Source organism: Bradyrhizobium sp. SOJA106 (assembly GCF_059448745.1).
This window is the reverse complement of the sequence record NZ_CM182549.1, coordinates 2063302-2078986: the sequence shown is the minus strand read 5'-3', so window position 1 is coordinate 2078986 and position 15685 is coordinate 2063302. Positions and strand designations below refer to the sequence as shown.

Sequence of the window (15685 nt, the reverse complement as noted above, 5' to 3'; positions counted from 1 at the left end):
CATATTGGATTGGTGTTTCTTCGCATCGCTCAATATGTAGAGCCTGCCGGGTCGTCGAGCTTGTGGCGCTCGGTTCCGGTGAGGGGCGGGTTGAAGATGCTAACGAGGATCATGTCCTTGCCCCGTCCCCCGCGCAGGAAATGCTTGTCATGCTTGTCAAGCACATACATGTCGCCCCGGCGAATGGGAAAGACATTGCCGTCCATGTCCTCGACCTCGCCCTCTCCGCCGATGCAGTAGCAGGCTTCGAGATGATTCCGGTATTGCAGAAGGGAAACGGTGTTGGCGCGCACGACAGTGTGGCAGATGCTAAAACCCATGCCGTCCTTATCCGTGAGGAGACGGTGGCTAGTACCATTGCCCCAATCGACGAAGTGATCGGTTGCTTCAACGTCGTGCAGACTACGCACAATCATAGTGTTCGATTGCCCCGTGCAGATTGAAGTGATTCATCCAAAAGCTGGAGGCGGTTGTTCTGCCCCGGAACTGCGACCTCCCCTGTCGCGCGGCCGACTGGGATCTCCGTCGAAAAACCCCGCCGCCGGTTGCCGAGAACCCGTGCAGTAATCCTACGGGACTGGCTACACGCAAACGCCCTGCCATTTGCCCCACATCGACTAGGGTATTTCGCAGCCGACCCGGATCGGCGCGTACCAGCTTGGTGTTCCACCTTTCGCGCGGTACCGCTTACCTTTGTATTTCCCAGAATGCTGCTGGAGATATTGCCGGCGACATGAACTGTCTCCAGTCGCAAATTTGGCAAGTTGTTTCCTTCCTTGCTGTGCCTCTCGCCGCGAATAGGGTTCGCCAGCGTCTCAGCTAGGAGAGCAAATCCCATGCCGCGATAACAGACCGATGAAAGATAAAAGTTGTGGCTGTCTCAGCTGGCTAGCGATTAGAACGATTTGGCTGGGCGTGTAGCCAATCTAACAAACTGGCGAGATAATGGCCAAATACAAACAGGTCCTCGAGCGAGAACCGGTCGAGCAGCGCGGAGCCTCAAGATCACCAAACCGCTTCAATCCGCGCTTTTAGAAGTTGCAAACTACTCCGGGCGTCGCGCTCGGAAACTCGTTGTGAACGTCGGAAATCGTGGCACAAGCTGCGCCGCCCTCTGGCTGCCCTTTGAGCTATTTCTTTTTTTTGGCAACCTTGCGCTTCGGCCTCCGAGCTCTGGCCGCCGATTTAGCAGACTTTGGGGGCTTCTTCGCTCGTGGCGATCTTGGGCGGGTCTTCTTAGTCACAGGACCATCTTGAAAGGCGCTCTGCACTCGTCGTCGATCGGCTAACACCTGGACGCGGTGTTGTAGGCTCGCTGCCTCATTCGTCCGGTTAGCGGCGCGGAAATGGTCTGCGGCCCTTCGGAAACACGCCTCTGCGGCTTCGAGATCAGTCAGGCTTTGAGTAAGCTCCCCTCTGAGCGAGAGAGTGTCACCTAGGTGGCTCTCCATGCGCGCGATTTCAAGCGAATCCCGTTCGGCTTTGGAGTAATAGTCCCGAAGGCGCAGGTAGTGCTGTATCGCCGCGGAGAGGTTTTTTGCTTGGTTTATCCGGGAGGAGACTTCGACATAGGCAGCGGCGAGCTGGGCTTCTAAATGCATCCATGGGATGTCTTGTTTGCCATCTCTCGACAACAACTCTGCGACGTGTCCAAGCTCGCTCTCGGCCTCGGCTGGAGACTGCGGCAAAGCGGCCAGGGCCGCAGTGAGGCGGCGCTCGAGCTGTTGTCGAACATCGAGGGCAACTGACGATCGGCTTTGCTCCTCTTCCGGCGCCTCCAGCAGAGACTGAACAAGTGCGCGCACGAATAACGACGCAAGCTGTCTATTGGCCGTTAGATCCTGTCGCGGAGCATCGCTCAACACGCATACTGCTAGAAGATGCGCCTGCGGAAACTCCTCCTGCAGTTCGGCGATTTCGTCCATGCCGGACGAAAAGCCAGCGGCGGACAACGCCGAGCGGCCCCCTTCCATTCGCATATCGGCGAGAGTCCCGAAAGTTACATGCGGCGATCCGGCGTTTGGGATGGAGATATACCGAGACCAATCGTCGTCGTAGGAAATTCTATGCGCAGCATTGAGAAGTCTCATTGAAGGAGCCAGCGTTTCGCGCTCCTCCTGGGCGAACTCGGTCGCGACCAATAGTCGACTTCGGTCGGACTCGTTTGCTCGATAAGCGGTCCCGACCACGATGATTGCCTGAGGAGGATCGGCACGCGGCACGCGAAATTTGCTCGGAAAAAGTGACAAGCTCATCCGGCCATCGGGTCCTTTGAGTTCAAACGAATCGAGCTCGTCCCGCGAGCTCCCAGTCCGACGAAATTCGCGGGCAAGCAGTTCCTTCACTTCGCCGATACTGGTGACGATCCACGTAGATCGGATTGGGCCTTGGGTCGGAATCATTCCGGCTAGAGGTCCGCAAATCGTGAAATCATTCCCGGATAGGCGAATCGAGACCTCGCTACTCAGACGCTTATGCAACCTTTGGGTCAGGGATCGCGTCGTCACGTAGCCGTTCACGGTGGCCGTACGCAAGGCATCCAGTATCTCCGCCGTAAAGGACCGTGGTGCAATAGCCCGCCGCCCAAATCCCTGGGCAACAATTGTCATGATGTTTGGGAGCACGGGATGAGGTATCCGCTGCACGAAAGACAGCGGCATGATAGGCTCACTCCCCAATAGGGGCGCGCCTTCTCCATCGATTATGCACACGATATCGTCAAACGATCCGAGATTTGCCGACTGAGATACAATCTCCGAGAGCGCAATATCTTCCGGGTCTGACGAGCCCATCCTCAGAAAGAGCTGCTGCTGGCCGTCGACAACCGTATGTCCAGAAAAATAGATGAAAACTCGGCGATGGTCGCCAGCGCCTTTGGCGTGCTTTGCTAAGTTTTCTACCGCATCCAGCAGTTGACTTCGGTCGGGCTGCTCCAAATAGAGAACCTGCTCGCGGGCGATGCCTATTTCGCCGAGCCACCCCACAAAACTTTCCGCGTCGGCTTGCGCGTCGGCGATCAGCGGCATCCCAGGCACGCCAGGAGCGCCAATGACCAGGGCGAACTGGCTAACCGTCTTGAGGGGTGCAGTCGGAGCTTGCTGGCCTTCATCGCCGGTCAGCGGCTCGCCCGCAATTTCCTCCCACACTCCGACCCTCAGCCGCCATTCGCCGCTCGAGTTCTGCCGTACGAGTCCGGTTTCAAGCAGCGCTTTCCAAACGTCATCCTCTGTGCTTTCCGGGTCAAGTGGTAGATGGCGTCCATATCGGAGCTTATCCAGGACGTCAGCAAGCCGGCGCTCGGAAAACCTGTTTCTAAATTGGTGAGCCTTCGTTTTCAAATCGGCGGCCGTTGCTGGATCGCCAAGCAGAGCCCGGCTCACTCGGGCGAATGCTGATGCGAAATCGGGAATTGAATGTTCACCGCGTTCGTCGAGGTATCTCACCGCGTATCTGCCCACGCGATCCTGGATATTTTCCAAGTGCATCGACACGCGCGCCTCCAACTCGGACGCAGCAGCTTCGGCTTCAGACTTGCGCAGAGACCGCAATAAGATTCTTCGAGCGAGCGCACGGACCTCAAAATAGGTGCGCTCCGGATCGCTGCTCGCCGCCGCTTCCGCGGTGCCGACGATCCCACTCAGCATAACTTGCGCAAGCACATAGGGAGAGGTATCTCGTCCGAGAACTGCTTCTTGGATCAGCCGCGCGACGGGAAGCGTAAAGGGGGTCGTGCACAATAGACGCGCAAGCCTGAGCGCGTCGGGTGACTGCACCGCGAGAGCTGAGATGATCTGCTCGAAATCGGACTCGGAACGGTTGGCCCGGTTCGGCAGCAATGACGTGATGCGCGAGGAATCCAGGAAGATCACCGGATTACTTCCGCCGAGACCCATCTGCATCTTGGCAAATCGGTGTACGCTCGCGGGATCCAGGCCTAGCACCGGCACGAAGGGACTGGTCGTTTCGTCAGAGATCGTCCACCAATAACGGCGCACGTCGAGCTGCGCTACCGGAAGTCCCGGCTTCACAGCCGAACAGAGGCCTTGAGGCTCTCCTAAGGGGGATCGCTTCCGATCACGCTCTGGCAGTAAATAGATGAGAGCGACCGACGATGTGTCCAGCCAATCGCGCAGAAGCCGATCATAACTGCCATTCGTCCAATTCGGCGAAGAACCGTGCGTGGCGAGAAGGACGAGCCTTGCAACTCCGCTGCCGGCGACGAACTTCGTTGAGATGCGGGCGCCAGCCTGTGACACGAGCACGAAATCAGAACCCTCCGCATCCGTCGCGCGCGACCGCTTCTCAAGATGCCAGAAACGCACATCGTCGAAAGCGCCGCTTTCATGCAGGATCTTGAAAAATTCGCGAAGTGTTTGTCGCCAGATTGGGATCGCCGGATCGTCCTCGAGCACGAGATCGACGGTAAACCAGCGCTGCTCCGACGGCTTGAGCATCGGAAAGGGAAAACCGATGGTGGCGGATGCGTCGACTGTTTGCTCCTCGTCCATTTCTGTCCGCTCGGCAGATTTTCTACGGAGCGTGAACGGCCGTAAAGCGCGCGAGAAGTCTAGCCGGTTTGGTAAGGCACGCGCTGAAGGAACGGAGCCGAGCGAGGCCCTGCGCGTCCCCACCCCGCTCGGCGCGTCGGCCCAGACTTGAGCGGGCGCGGCGCTTCGTGGACCGGCGGTGGCTTCGCTGGTCCGCTCGGTGACGGCAGCACCACCGAAGACCGGCTGCGTTTGGACCGCGGGCGTGCGTTGCTGCACGTCTTCCACCTCGTCGAATAGCTTGCCACTGACGTGGTGGGCCAGCCAAAAGCAGTCGAGCATATGCTCAGCGGCTAGATCTACACCGCCCGAGCGCAGCCCCTTCAGAAGGTCGGAAAGCTGCATATCAGCTCGCGGTGAGTGAGCGGAGAAGGTTTTGCTTCAGCCGTTCGAGTTCCTCCTTGTCGAAGGATCTTGTACCATCGGCTAGCGAGACCGTCAGGAACATGGCGTTCAACAGCTGGTCCGTTGCGAGATCCTCATTTTTAGCCAGCCGTTCCGCGAATTCCTGGATGAGGTGACGTCTCTTATTCGTGCGATCCTCATCCTCGTACTTGCCGAGCTGTGATTCGACGATGTCAGCCAGTTGTGTCTCGGAGGGCTGGGCAACGTTCAATCTGATGCAGCGGCGCAGAAAAGGAGCAGGAAAATCGCGCTCAGCATTCGAAGTGATGACCACAAAAGGAAATTCGCCGCACACGATCCTTCCGTCGACGATCGTGACCAGATCTCCAAAGTAGTCTCGCACCCGGACTTCGTGCGCATTCGTGCCGCGCTTGCGGGATCGGGCTGTCGTCGGCTTTGGCTTCAAGCGCACGAGCTCGGGGATTTCATAGGTACCCTCTTCAATAACGTTCAGCAAATCGTTGGCGAAATCCAGATCGGACTTGTCGATCTCATCGATGAGGAGAGGCCGCGGCCAGGTCTGGCCCATCAGCGCTGTACCCAAGGGGCCAAGGCGGAGGAAGTCCTCCACAGGCGGATCCTTTGTCTTGCTCGCTTGGAGGCGGCCAACCGCGTCATACTCGTAGATCCCGCCCTTCACTGTAGATTTCGAGGAGATCGGCCAACGGATGACAGATCCAAGGCGGAGTTCGTAAGCAACTTTCGAAATGAGGGTCGATTTGCCAGTTCCTGGCCTGCCGGTAAGGAGCAGCGGGCGCCTAAGATAGAGGGCAGCATTGACAGCCATCCTCATCGGTTCAGTGGGAATAAAGGGATCGGCCCTCTTCTTCTCGGAGGCCAAGTCCAGCCCCGCGGGACGCGATAATTGGCTGTTGCGGCCAGCGAACCGCCATGGCGGCGCCGGCGGAAGATCGTAGAGCCTGTCGGTCTGTTCTGCGTCTTTGCCGGTAAATATCTTCCAGTCTTGTGTCATGTGCTCGTTCGCGAAGGAGATGAGAGTTTCAAAAATGGCTTGAAATCAGGATCGTCCCATAGCAAGGCCCCGTGCACCGCCAACTCGTTGCATTCCTGCCGTCCGTTACGAATCCAGCTTGGAAGGTCTTTGAGCTGCCCCACACCGGCTAGGGCGTCTAGAAGATATTTCTTCAGTGCGATCGTCCAGTCTCCGCCGCAGACCGGCTCCTTCTGAAGCCAATAGGCGTAACCAACTCCGCGCAGCACCACGCGTCTTAGAATATCGCGGCGAGCTGTTTCCGCGTGAGGATCGGGCCCGCAAATGAAGCCGGCATAGCAGAAGCCTTGATCACCAGAAAACATCTGCGGCAGCTTGGTTGCTTCGCTGGGAATCTGTATGAGCTTGATCTTGTCCGGAGAGCATTTCGCCATTGCCTGCTTGTAAGCCAGAACGGCTTGTGGCGGCGGATCTTGATAGGCTCGATACTTGTCGCGCAGTACCACGACGTAGTGCTCACCTAGTTCGCCCTCGTTGGGCCGCGATATCTTGTGGAATTCGTGATGAAAGAGGAACGGCCGCACCACGAATTGGATCTCGCTGATCTGGACTCCTTTCTGAACCATGGAGTCGAGCGCGCCGTTCACGGCAGCGCTCAGGTCATCCCAATCCGCTAACTGCCGCTGGAAAGGCGGAACATTCAGCCACTTCCCCGCCCGTGTGCATGCAAATGCGGAAAGAAGCGAAGGGTCTGCGCGTTCATTGCCGTCAATTTCAACGATGAGCAGCTTCTCGTCGGCTTCGGCGGCTAATCTTTCCCTGACCGAGTTTCGCCGGTACGCGAGTGGTGCTGGCAACTCCTCAAGCCAACGTTTCAGAGGCGCGCCCTCAGGTTCAAAACTGAGCCTCGTCACGAATTGCAGGAAGGCGTCCGATATGTCCGTAACTTCCTCCGCATCCAACATTTCCGCGAGCTCGGCGAGCATCAGGACCAGGTCGGGATCACCTTCCACCGGCAGTCTCAAATCTGCAAGGGTCGCCTCATAGGAGTTGCGGATTGTTTGCGAACTCAAATTCGCGCTGGCAAGCAGCGCCTGCATCTCCAACACGTGGGGCGGATATGACCGTGCGGAGGCTCCGCCGAACCGCCGGCCCGCGATCGTCGTCGCCTCGTCATCGGCATCAAGTGTGAACGGCTTCAGCTTGGCTTTATCCAGCTCAGGTAGGAGTGTCTTGAGCACAATACCCGTGTCAGGCCAGGTTTTCTGCCGACCGAGCCAATCCAGCGCGACGTCAGAAAATCCGCCTCTGGAGTACCCGCCTTCCCGCGTGGCGAAAGCTGCGACCTGTTTTGCGTGGCGTTGCCCGGTGACCGAAAGCTGGTCCGGATCGATCGTGTCGCTGTACCTTGCGCAGACGTCGACCAGAAAGATCTGCTCGGTGAAACAAGTGTATTCCGGGTGGGAGCCGAGCCGACGGAATCTCCGTGTGGCATTGAATGTGCGGTCATCGCATCTCGCAGCATCGTAGTCGCTGCAAAGAAGGATCCGATCTCCTGCGCCGGCATATCCATGTCCGCACCAGTATAAGAACAACCGCGAGTCCGGCGGTATCCCAGCTGGAAGGGAGGCCAGTTCATTGAGAATAGCCGCCTTCGTCGGTTCCTCCAAGACTGTTACGCCCTCGGCCCGAAATCTCTCGATGTCCACTTCGCCCCTATACCCGTCTAACGATGAGGTCCGATTGACGAGAAGATGAATGTTCTTTGCCTTGGCGCCCATCCCCAAGAGGTGGCGAGCAGCAGTCATCGCATTAGCAAACGGCGAGGAGATATCGATTCCGCTACGGGAATATTTCTCGATTCCAACGATTACGGCCACAATCTCTCTCATTATTCCTGCCCGGCGATGAAACTTCTGATCCTGGTCCAGACGACTTCGTTGCCAAAGTAGGCGCTGTGAGATTCAGGGAAGGGTTGCCCTGAGGCGACCTCGAAATCGATCGCATTGGGAAAAATCCTTGAGGCGAAGAAACTCAGAAAATCATTTCTGTCGAAGACATTCAGCCATCTCGGAAAGCTTTCGCGCAGCTTCTCTCCAGCTTTCAATGAGGAAAGCGAACCTATCTCGTGCATGAACGACGATTGGGAGCCGAGGGTCACGAGACCATCGACCTTCGGAATGTCGCCCAAAGCCAGCAGATCCACGCAGGCGATGCCGCCGAGGCTATGCGCGACGATGGTCACTGGCGCAGGACAGGACTCAATCTTACTCTTGATGAACGAGCGGATCTTGGCTCCGTTGGTCTGATAAAGCAGGACGTCTCCGAGCGGGAGAGCCGCGACGGCATTGAGCGCGTTGCGACGATCTCTGACGTATCTCGTCCCGGCGCGCGCCACAAATTTGAGAAATCGGTCGCTTATCCCGAACACCTGTTGCTTCCAGTCGATCAAGAGCCGCTGCACCAGCTTCTCGCGGTGAACGGCAGACAGAGCGGGGCGCGAGCGAGAGACAGCTTCCACATGCAGCTGCGCCACCAAAGCTCGGGCGAGCGCGCGGAACGCTTCTTGAGGTTCATGCTCGGACGCCTCAAATGCGCGCTCAGTGACCTTATCGGATAAAATCCGGGTTCGAGCGGGCTCCCAAACATCCTCAAGGCCACCGCGAGCGAGCAATTGCCGGAACTCCAGGCTGGGAGCGTACGCCCTCACCTGTTCGAGATTTTGCTCGGCGGGTGTTGGTCCTTCCGGATTCAGAACGCCTGCCTTTGCAGCGCTTCCATCGGGAATTGCGAGCAAGGAGAGTTCGACAAGCGGATCATCTAGGATCCAGATCCACTGAGCGAGATCCTCTTCCGCCTTGCGCTCGACTTCCGCAGTCGGAACATCCGGAAGAGAAAGCCCTTCGAATTCAACCCCGAGCGGGTCTCCCCAAGCACAGGGGAACAAATTCCGTCCCAAGCTGCACTCGCTGGCCGTTTTCACGGCGACCTCGAAGCTCTTCTCGTAATTGCCAAGGCGAACACCAGTGCCGTGCACAAGAAGAATAGATCCTTGCGGCATGATAGGACTCCGCTGATCACCACCTGCACGAGCCTACCGCGACCCCTGCACGTCTTCAATCGGTGGCGTTCTGTTTGAACGCGGACGGAATGCGCACGCTCAACCTACTCAGCCAGGCTATCCGTTCACGAGCCCGCTCGTCGCACGAGACAAATGGCCGCTCGCCCGCGCGACCATATCAGTCACGTGCGCGCCCCAGAAACACTCAAACTAACATATTGATCTTTAATCCGATTTCGTCGGCCCAATTGGAGCATCCCTGAGCAGAACTGGGGTGCCACCGCGCCCCGAGCGGGCAGATCAGGCCGCCGGGGTCCCGGACGCGCGCGTCGTTCGCGTCTCCGGGCCTAGCTCGCCGGCATGTCCGGCGCCTTTCCGAAGGCCAAACGCGAGCGGGAAGGTTTCGGCCGAAAGAGACTCGAGCGCGGTCTGCTCTTCGGTGAGACGTTTTTCGATGAACTGGCGTTCGACATCCGACAGGTTCGACTTCAGCAGGCGACGATAGCGATGGATATTGTTGCGGTAAGCACGAATGCGGGCGAAGTATTCATCGAGCATCCTGGACGCTCCTGACGTCGTCGCAATGTCTATAAAGAGATATTCAGGCGAGCATGTCCTCGATTAGCGCGCCGCCTGTCATCGCATCTCGAAAGCCGTTCTGCATAGCAGTTCGTGATATCATTCCTAGCATTTCCATTTCGACGATCCGCAGCTTTTTTGGCTCGCCATGCGCCGTTTTTCTGCTCCGCTAGTCCCTCAAACAGAGCTGGACGCTTGTAAGGCGCAAGGAATAGTCAGCAGGCCGCGGGTGGCGGAAGCTTGTCGCCAACAAGCTCGCCCGCCAGTATTCTCTCCCGGCGAGCTGAACATCATCTGCCGATGTGCTATATGCAGCTTCGTTGAGAACAGGTTTGTTTGAGAGTTTCGATGTCTCTTTCGATTGGATTGATTGTGGACGGCTATGTGAAACTAAACAACCGGAGCGCGCTGGAGAACCTTCTGACGCATCGGCGGGAGCTACTGCAGAAGTTGAACCGCGTTACCGGAACTGATCCGAAGGAAGCAATCGCTCAGGTCAGTCAAGAAATCACAGTGATCGAAAAGGCACTTGCGGCGCTCCCACAGGGGTAAACAGCAACGGCGCACCGGCTCGCGTGAGTTGACGGCATTCCGGCGCCGAAGGCTGACTTCGCCCGCATTTGCGGATGAATGTTATGAGCACAATGCCTCACCGGTATCGTTGCGCCCAAGGATGCGTGCGCCAAGGCTTGGATGCGCGGCCTTTTGTCCGAGCTGCTCTCTTGTTTCAACGCTTGGCCGCTCGCAGCGAGCAACCCGCCTACCGATTCACATATGCAAATGCGCTCGGCGGCTTGCATGGGCCTATCGTGACGTATCGTGGCAATGACCTGGGGGACTAAGATTGACGCGCCTGTTCGCAAAACAGATTCTTCGTTCGGAAGGGCGGGAAGGGTTGGATGGTTTATGATCGAGAACGTAAGGGGCCAGCGTTGATCGGGACCAGCTTGGCAGCCAATCCAACCGTTGAACAAGCTGAACTGATAAAGCGGATGCTCACCGCTTCCCGGGTAAACAAGGTCTGATTTTGTGCAAAGCATTCGAGATGCCAGATTGTGTGATCGTTCGAGCCTGCACATGCGATGTGAATAAGAGCGCATCAACTCCTGCGGCCAGGAACGCTCGACCGCAACGACAAGACACTGCGCCCGTGTCCATCGTACAAAGGTCCCGTTGGACGCGCAGCCGACGGACACCGCGTGCTGCTTCTCAATCGGCAACCGACCGCCGCAGGCTGGTGAACGTCGCCCACGACATGAACAATGAATTTCAACACGCGGATCCGTTCGCGTCCGCTGCGCGCGAAAGGATGCGCCATGACAATGCTCGATCGGATGACGCTGCGTCTTGGGTGACGTAGGTCACCATCGATTTGCGACCACAATAGACCTCTGCGAGCTGGTCGGATCGCTACGCCGCAGGCGAGGCGACGGCGCGAACCTAGAGAACGGGCCAGGATCTTCAGCACTGTGATTTGGAAATTCACCTCAATGACAAAGCCGGGTCCTAGGTGTATCGCCACATCGTTGGCGCTTTGGAAAGAGCTTCCCGACCGATCTGTCTAAGCAGATCGGGGCGCGTCTCACCTCTGGTGGCGGCCTCCAGGATTTTGGAGGCAACGTAGGCGCGGACGCCGGCGTCATACGGTGGGACGTTCTCGCAAACCTCCTCCAGGATCGTGCGCAGGAGCGCGGTCGTGGCACCGTCCAGCATTGGGAGATCTCCCTCATCCCATCGAGGAAGATAATGGACATTTGCTGGACCGCAACGCAAGTACATCGGATCGTATGAGGCTTCGGGACTGCGGGTCAGCCGATTTTCACGGCGGCGCAATGTCCAGCATCTCTGCGATCGCTGATCAATTGCGGCAGCTCGCTTAATCGGCCTACTTTTGCTTTTCTCGTCGCTTCTCTCCGGCTTAACAGACAAGTTTGGCAGAGCTCAGAGCCCAACGCGACGCCCTGCGATTACGCAGGGCTTTGGACTTCTATTGGGCGCCGGACTGGCTGGCCGGCTGCAGCAGGCCAATGTGTTCGGACGGTGCCAGTTCGGTTGCGGACCTCATCAGGTTTAATTGCGACCAGAGGATTTGCCGCTTATCGCGCCTGCCGCGCCCAACCAAGCCCGAAGCTTCGCCTCTTGCACTGTAGAGGGACATCGCGATCAATTGTTGCGATGAAGCATATCTTCACGCCAAAAACCAGCGCCCGCCCTGTGTTTGACGACGAAATCGCGCCAAGATTCGACGCCTACGATCTTTGACCAGTGACTAGCCCCTTAGCCGCTCTTGGCGATCTTCGGCTTTATGCAGCTTGGGGAAGTCGTCTTGCGATCGTGAAGCAATTTCATGGTCATGCGCGTGTGGCTATTGATTATCGCACGTAGCGGCAGCACACGATTTTGAGCGGGCCTCCTTTGGGAATGCCCGCTTGCTTGCAGGCGCATTGGTGTAGCCGAAGTACCCCAGCGCGGGCACGCGAACGTCGTGTGAAAATTCATCGGGGCGTCGCCGTAATGCAGGATTTGAGCGCGAGAGTGCGGCTCCTTGCATTATTCGATATTGCGATTTTGTTACAGTTCCGCCCAGAGCGATCACACGCAGCCGGAGGGCGGCATATTCCACGGCCATATTTTGAGCCATTACTGCAACTGAGCATGAGCCATGAGCGAGATGGCGTCGCCGAAAGTGCGGTCGCATCAGCGAGCTGGGCGCGAGCCCTTTGCAGGGGAGTGAGCTAGCAAACCAGCCCGCAGCCGGCTGCATGTGAAAACTCCGATCTGACGGCGAGGCGCCTCCTTCAGCGAAGAGAAGCGACTGGGCTGTTCAGACTTTCTGCTGTGTTTGTCGAATCGGAAAGGGAGCTACATGAATCATCTCGGCAGCAGCCAACGTCGCACAACATCTGTGATGACGGCCGAACAGTACGAGCTGGAGCGCTGCAAGCAGGAAATTGCGCGCCTCAAACAGCTGGTTGTGCGACTTTCTGCAATTACTTTGCGCCACGTCGTAGAAAGCGCGCAAAGCGGTCAGAATGGCCCGGAACGTCTGAGCGAGCCGCCGAAGTCATAGTACGAAAAGCGAATCCGCGCTTGGCTGCTCTCGGCAGCGTGAGCGGCCCGTCTCGCTCCACTTGTCAGCGGCAGAGCCAATCAACCGACATCAGGTGCTCGAGCGTGGGGCAGTCGTTCAGGAGCCAAAGGAGCAATTTCGGATCGCGTTCGAGAGCTCTTTTCAGGATGTTGAGGATTTCAGGGCCAACTGATCGGGTTCGACTGCTTCTGGGCGCAGTCGCTTGCGGATCTGGCTACGGCGGCGGCTAGGAAAGGACTACGTTGTCGATCAACCGAGTCGAGCCGACGTACGCTGCGACACAGAGCACCGCCGGATGGCGCAGCGGGCTCTCGGCAATCCTGAGGGTCCCAGCGTCGACAAGCTCGAGATACTGGAGTCGATTGACGCTATCCAAATATTTTCTTGCAAGCGCAATCAGCGTTGCCACGTCGCGCTCCCCTGAGGCAAACTCTTGCGCTGCGGCGAACAAGCCACGGCTGATCGCAAGGCTCCGACCGCGTTCTTCCGGGCTGAGATAACGGTTGCGACTGCTCATTGCCAGCCCGTCTTGCTCCCGCACGGTTGGCACGGTGACAATCTCGATCGGAAGATTCAGATCAACCGTCATGCGGCGTATCACAGCGCATTGCTGAAAATCCTTCTGTCCAAAGTAAGCGACGTCCGGCTGCACCATGTTGAATAGCTTGCAGACGACAGTCGCTACACCACGAAAATGTCCGGGCCTGAAGCCTCCGCAGAGCGGTTTTGCGAGTTCGCCCGGCTCGACAAAGGTCTCAAACTGAGCCGGATAGATCTCCTCTGCACCTGGCGCGAAGATGATGGACACGCCGGCATTACGGCACAAGGCTTCATCGCGCGCGAAGTCGCGAGGATACCTGCTGAGATCCTCATTTGGGCCGAACTGAGTGGGGTTGACGAAGATGCTAACGACAGTGACGTCGCAGTGTCCACGGCTAGCCGAGATCAGGGATAGGTGGCCGTCGTGCAGGTATCCCATCGTCGGAACGAACCCGATGCGCTTGTGGGCGTCGCGGACGTCTGCAAGGGCCCGACGCAGCTCAGCGAGCTTCGTAATTACTTGCATTTCTTACCTTGCTTCAGGTTGAATTGGAGGGCACCCAGTTGGCGATGGCATGGCGAAGCTGATCAGGAAGCCGATAGCACTCCTCTGAGCCCGGGAATGCGCCTTTGCGGATATCGGCAGCCCAGCGCGACAGCGCCTCCTGGAACAGCTGGAATCCATTTGTATAGGCACGAACGAATTTGGGGCGGTGGCCTTCGGTTAGCCCCAAAACATCATGGAACACGAGCACTTGGCCCGAGCAATCGGGTCCTGCTCCGATCCCGATGGTGGGTATCGTGAGAAATTCGGTCGCTCGCGCCGCGAGCTCGGCAGGGATCCCCTCCAGGACCAAAGCGAAACAGCCGGCTTCCTGCAGACGGTGCGCGTCATCGAGCAGCCGCAAGGCGGTATCCGTTGTCCTTCCCTGCACCTTGAATCCACCCATGACGTTGACGCTCTGCGGGGTCAGACCGAGATGTCCCATCACAGGAATTTCGCAATCGACCAAGGCGCGTACCATCTCGACGCGTTTGGCACCACCCTCGAGTTTCACAGCATCGGCGCCACGCTGCAGAAAACCTCCTGCATTGCGAATCGTATCCTCAGAACCGACATGAAAGCTCAGAAAGGGCATGTCGGCCACAAGCAGCGCATGAGGCCTCGTGCGCGCAACAGCCTCCAGGTGATGATTCATCATGGCCACGCTGACGGGCAGCGTGTTGTCGAATCCCAGGCAGACGTTTCCAACGCTATCGCCGACCAGGATGATATCGACAATGGGATCCGCGATGCGCGCCGCAACCGCATCGTAGGCGGTGGTCATCACGACACGACGTCCTTCATCCTTCCACTGCTGCAGTGCCGGAATCGTGACACGTTCTAGAGGCTGCTCTGAACTGTGGCTCATCTTGGATCCGCTCCCCACACACTATCGGCGCTTCCTAGAGAAGGCGGGAGAAACCTGTCAATGGCATGGAGGATGGAGATCCCAGTTCTCTAGAAGTGGAGAATAACGCAAAAACAGTCCAATGGTCGCGCAAGCATGAGGCAAGACCTTCCTCATCGCGATTTCACCACCCGAGGGCTCGTCTTCCCCCACAGTTTCAGCGACTATGCCGACCGAAGCCTCGATCGAGGAGCGGCGCTCGCGACGAGCCACCATCTGCACGCGTTTCTGGGCTGATTGCAGTCTCTCCAAACGGTGACGGCTCGAGCCGGACCGAGCTGGAGATGCGCGCAGTGGGGACTCCGCCTTTAGGGCACACACCTCCGTGCCTGTCCCTAGGGGTACTCGTGAGGCTCCTGCTTCGGCGCTGACGCGCCAAGCAAAGCGAACGGATGGCAGACCAGGAAGGTCCAAAGGTGACAGGCCGCTGTGAGCGCAGCGAGAGTCGCGGTCGAGTAGACGTCGTCGCGAAGGCGCTCAGAGCGAGCCAGCCTGCCGGCCCTGTAGGCCCTGAAGTCGATTATTTTTGCCGATGCTTCTGTCACTTGATTTCCACGCGCTCTATAGGGCCACTCGAATTCGCAACAAGTCTGACCAGGGCGGTACCGGCACAGCTCGGCCCAGTCCTAAGCCGCTCGCAACCATCTCAGCCATTTCTGATCGGCTTCCCGTCGCGCCTTGAAGCGGTTGACGCATTTTTTGGAGCAAAGGGCAGTTCGCCACCAGTAATGGCGGATCAGCCCAAACTTTCCGCCGCATATCGCGCAGCATGCGGCTGAATGGTCGAGGGAATTACGGAAGCCAACGTGCATTTCTCGCCTCCTGTCGACATTTACTTGGGATGCCCCGCTGCCCCTCACGGCAGCACCACGCACGCACCTACGGTGCGGCCGCCCGGCGATCCGTCTCGCTGGTCTTGCAGCCATCAAAGAGCCTTGACTCTGATGCGCGGCTGCCTCGCGAAGCAGCCGCAGAATGCCTCGCCGAGAATTTCCTCAAGATAGTGGATTTCTCTATCGTGATTGAGACAATTCGCCCCGCATTTCAGCTAAATGCTGC

The 15685-nt window shown here is 58.0% G+C and carries 11 protein-coding genes; 2 read left to right on the top strand and 9 right to left on the bottom strand.

Annotation, left to right across the window (positions count from 1 at the left end; translation table 11 throughout):
• Nucleotides 1–29: 29 nt before the first annotated feature.
• From AC5V87_RS09210 to AC5V87_RS09185, 6 genes are all read right to left on the bottom strand, one after another.
• A complete protein-coding gene (locus AC5V87_RS09210) occupies nt 30–416 on the bottom strand; it encodes an ectoine synthase (RefSeq protein ID WP_495370734.1) in 387 nt (128 codons plus the stop codon).
• Nucleotides 417–1130: 714 nt separating this feature from the next.
• A complete protein-coding gene (locus tag AC5V87_RS09205; protein WP_495370733.1) occupies nt 1131–4892 on the bottom strand; it encodes an SAV_2336 N-terminal domain-related protein in 3762 nt (1253 codons plus the stop codon).
• A 1-nt stretch (nt 4893) separates the two neighbouring features.
• The gene (locus tag AC5V87_RS09200; RefSeq protein ID WP_456840423.1) at nt 4894–5925 is read right to left on the bottom strand and encodes an AAA family ATPase; all 1032 of its coding nucleotides are present in this window, start codon (nt 5923–5925) and stop codon (nt 4894–4896) included.
• A complete protein-coding gene (locus AC5V87_RS09195) occupies nt 5922–7784 on the bottom strand; it encodes a VMAP-C domain-containing protein (RefSeq protein ID WP_495370732.1) in 1863 nt (620 codons plus the stop codon). The genes AC5V87_RS09200 and AC5V87_RS09195 overlap by 4 nt, the downstream gene beginning before the upstream one ends.
• Before the next feature lie 11 nt (nt 7785–7795).
• Nucleotides 7796–8965, bottom strand: a complete 1170-nt coding sequence (locus AC5V87_RS09190; protein ID WP_495370731.1) for a lipase family protein — start codon at nt 8963–8965, stop codon at nt 7796–7798.
• Between the two features lie 300 nt (nt 8966–9265).
• Nucleotides 9266–9523 carry a hypothetical protein gene (locus AC5V87_RS09185; RefSeq protein ID WP_495370730.1) on the bottom strand — a complete coding sequence of 86 codons (258 nt, stop codon included), beginning with the start codon at nt 9521–9523 and terminating at the stop codon, nt 9266–9268.
• 369 nt (nt 9524–9892) lie between these two features.
• On the opposite strand from AC5V87_RS09185, the gene AC5V87_RS09180 reads away from it, so the two are divergent.
• Nucleotides 9893–10096, top strand: a complete 204-nt coding sequence (locus tag AC5V87_RS09180; protein ID WP_495370729.1) for a hypothetical protein — start codon at nt 9893–9895, stop codon at nt 10094–10096.
• Nucleotides 10097–11050: 954 nt separating this feature from the next.
• On the opposite strand, the gene AC5V87_RS09175 is transcribed toward AC5V87_RS09180, so the two are convergent.
• Nucleotides 11051–11257, bottom strand: coding sequence for a hypothetical protein (locus AC5V87_RS09175; protein WP_126262192.1), 207 nt, complete (start codon nt 11255–11257; stop codon nt 11051–11053).
• A 1153-nt stretch (nt 11258–12410) separates the two neighbouring features.
• Between AC5V87_RS09175 and AC5V87_RS09170 the strand changes: the two genes are divergently transcribed.
• Nucleotides 12411–12614, top strand: a complete 204-nt coding sequence (locus AC5V87_RS09170; RefSeq protein ID WP_495370728.1) for a hypothetical protein — start codon at nt 12411–12413, stop codon at nt 12612–12614.
• 247 nt (nt 12615–12861) lie between these two features.
• On the opposite strand, the gene panC is transcribed toward AC5V87_RS09170, so the two are convergent.
• Both panC and panB read right to left on the bottom strand, forming a co-directional pair.
• Complete coding sequence (panC, locus tag AC5V87_RS09165) at nt 12862–13701, bottom strand: pantoate--beta-alanine ligase (protein ID WP_495370727.1); 840 nt, start codon at nt 13699–13701, stop codon at nt 12862–12864.
• 13 nt (nt 13702–13714) lie between these two features.
• Nucleotides 13715–14587 (bottom strand): 3-methyl-2-oxobutanoate hydroxymethyltransferase, encoded by an 873-nt coding sequence (gene panB, locus AC5V87_RS09160; protein WP_495370726.1) that lies wholly within the window; start codon nt 14585–14587, stop codon nt 13715–13717.
• Nucleotides 14588–15685 lie beyond the last annotated feature (1098 nt).

What these genes read in the sequence shown, in the direction of transcription:
- AC5V87_RS09210 (WP_495370734.1), bottom strand. Translation starts at nt 416, where the DNA reads ATGATTGTGCGTAGTCTGCACGACGTTGAAGCAACCGATCACTTCGTC.
- AC5V87_RS09170 (WP_495370728.1), top strand. Translation starts at nt 12,411, where the DNA reads ATGAATCATCTCGGCAGCAGCCAACGTCGCACAACATCTGTGATGACG.
- panC (WP_495370727.1), bottom strand. Translation starts at nt 13,701, where the DNA reads ATGCAAGTAATTACGAAGCTCGCTGAGCTGCGTCGGGCCCTTGCAGAC.
- AC5V87_RS09205 (WP_495370733.1), bottom strand. Translation starts at nt 4,892, where the DNA reads ATGCAGCTTTCCGACCTTCTGAAGGGGCTGCGCTCGGGCGGTGTAGAT.
- AC5V87_RS09175 (WP_126262192.1), bottom strand. Translation starts at nt 11,257, where the DNA reads ATGCTGGACGGTGCCACGACCGCGCTCCTGCGCACGATCCTGGAGGAG.
- AC5V87_RS09180 (WP_495370729.1), top strand. Translation starts at nt 9,893, where the DNA reads ATGTCTCTTTCGATTGGATTGATTGTGGACGGCTATGTGAAACTAAAC.
- panB (WP_495370726.1), bottom strand. Translation starts at nt 14,587, where the DNA reads ATGAGCCACAGTTCAGAGCAGCCTCTAGAACGTGTCACGATTCCGGCA.
- AC5V87_RS09190 (WP_495370731.1), bottom strand. Translation starts at nt 8,965, where the DNA reads ATGCCGCAAGGATCTATTCTTCTTGTGCACGGCACTGGTGTTCGCCTT.
- AC5V87_RS09185 (WP_495370730.1), bottom strand. Translation starts at nt 9,523, where the DNA reads ATGCTCGATGAATACTTCGCCCGCATTCGTGCTTACCGCAACAATATC.
- AC5V87_RS09200 (WP_456840423.1), bottom strand. Translation starts at nt 5,925, where the DNA reads ATGACACAAGACTGGAAGATATTTACCGGCAAAGACGCAGAACAGACC.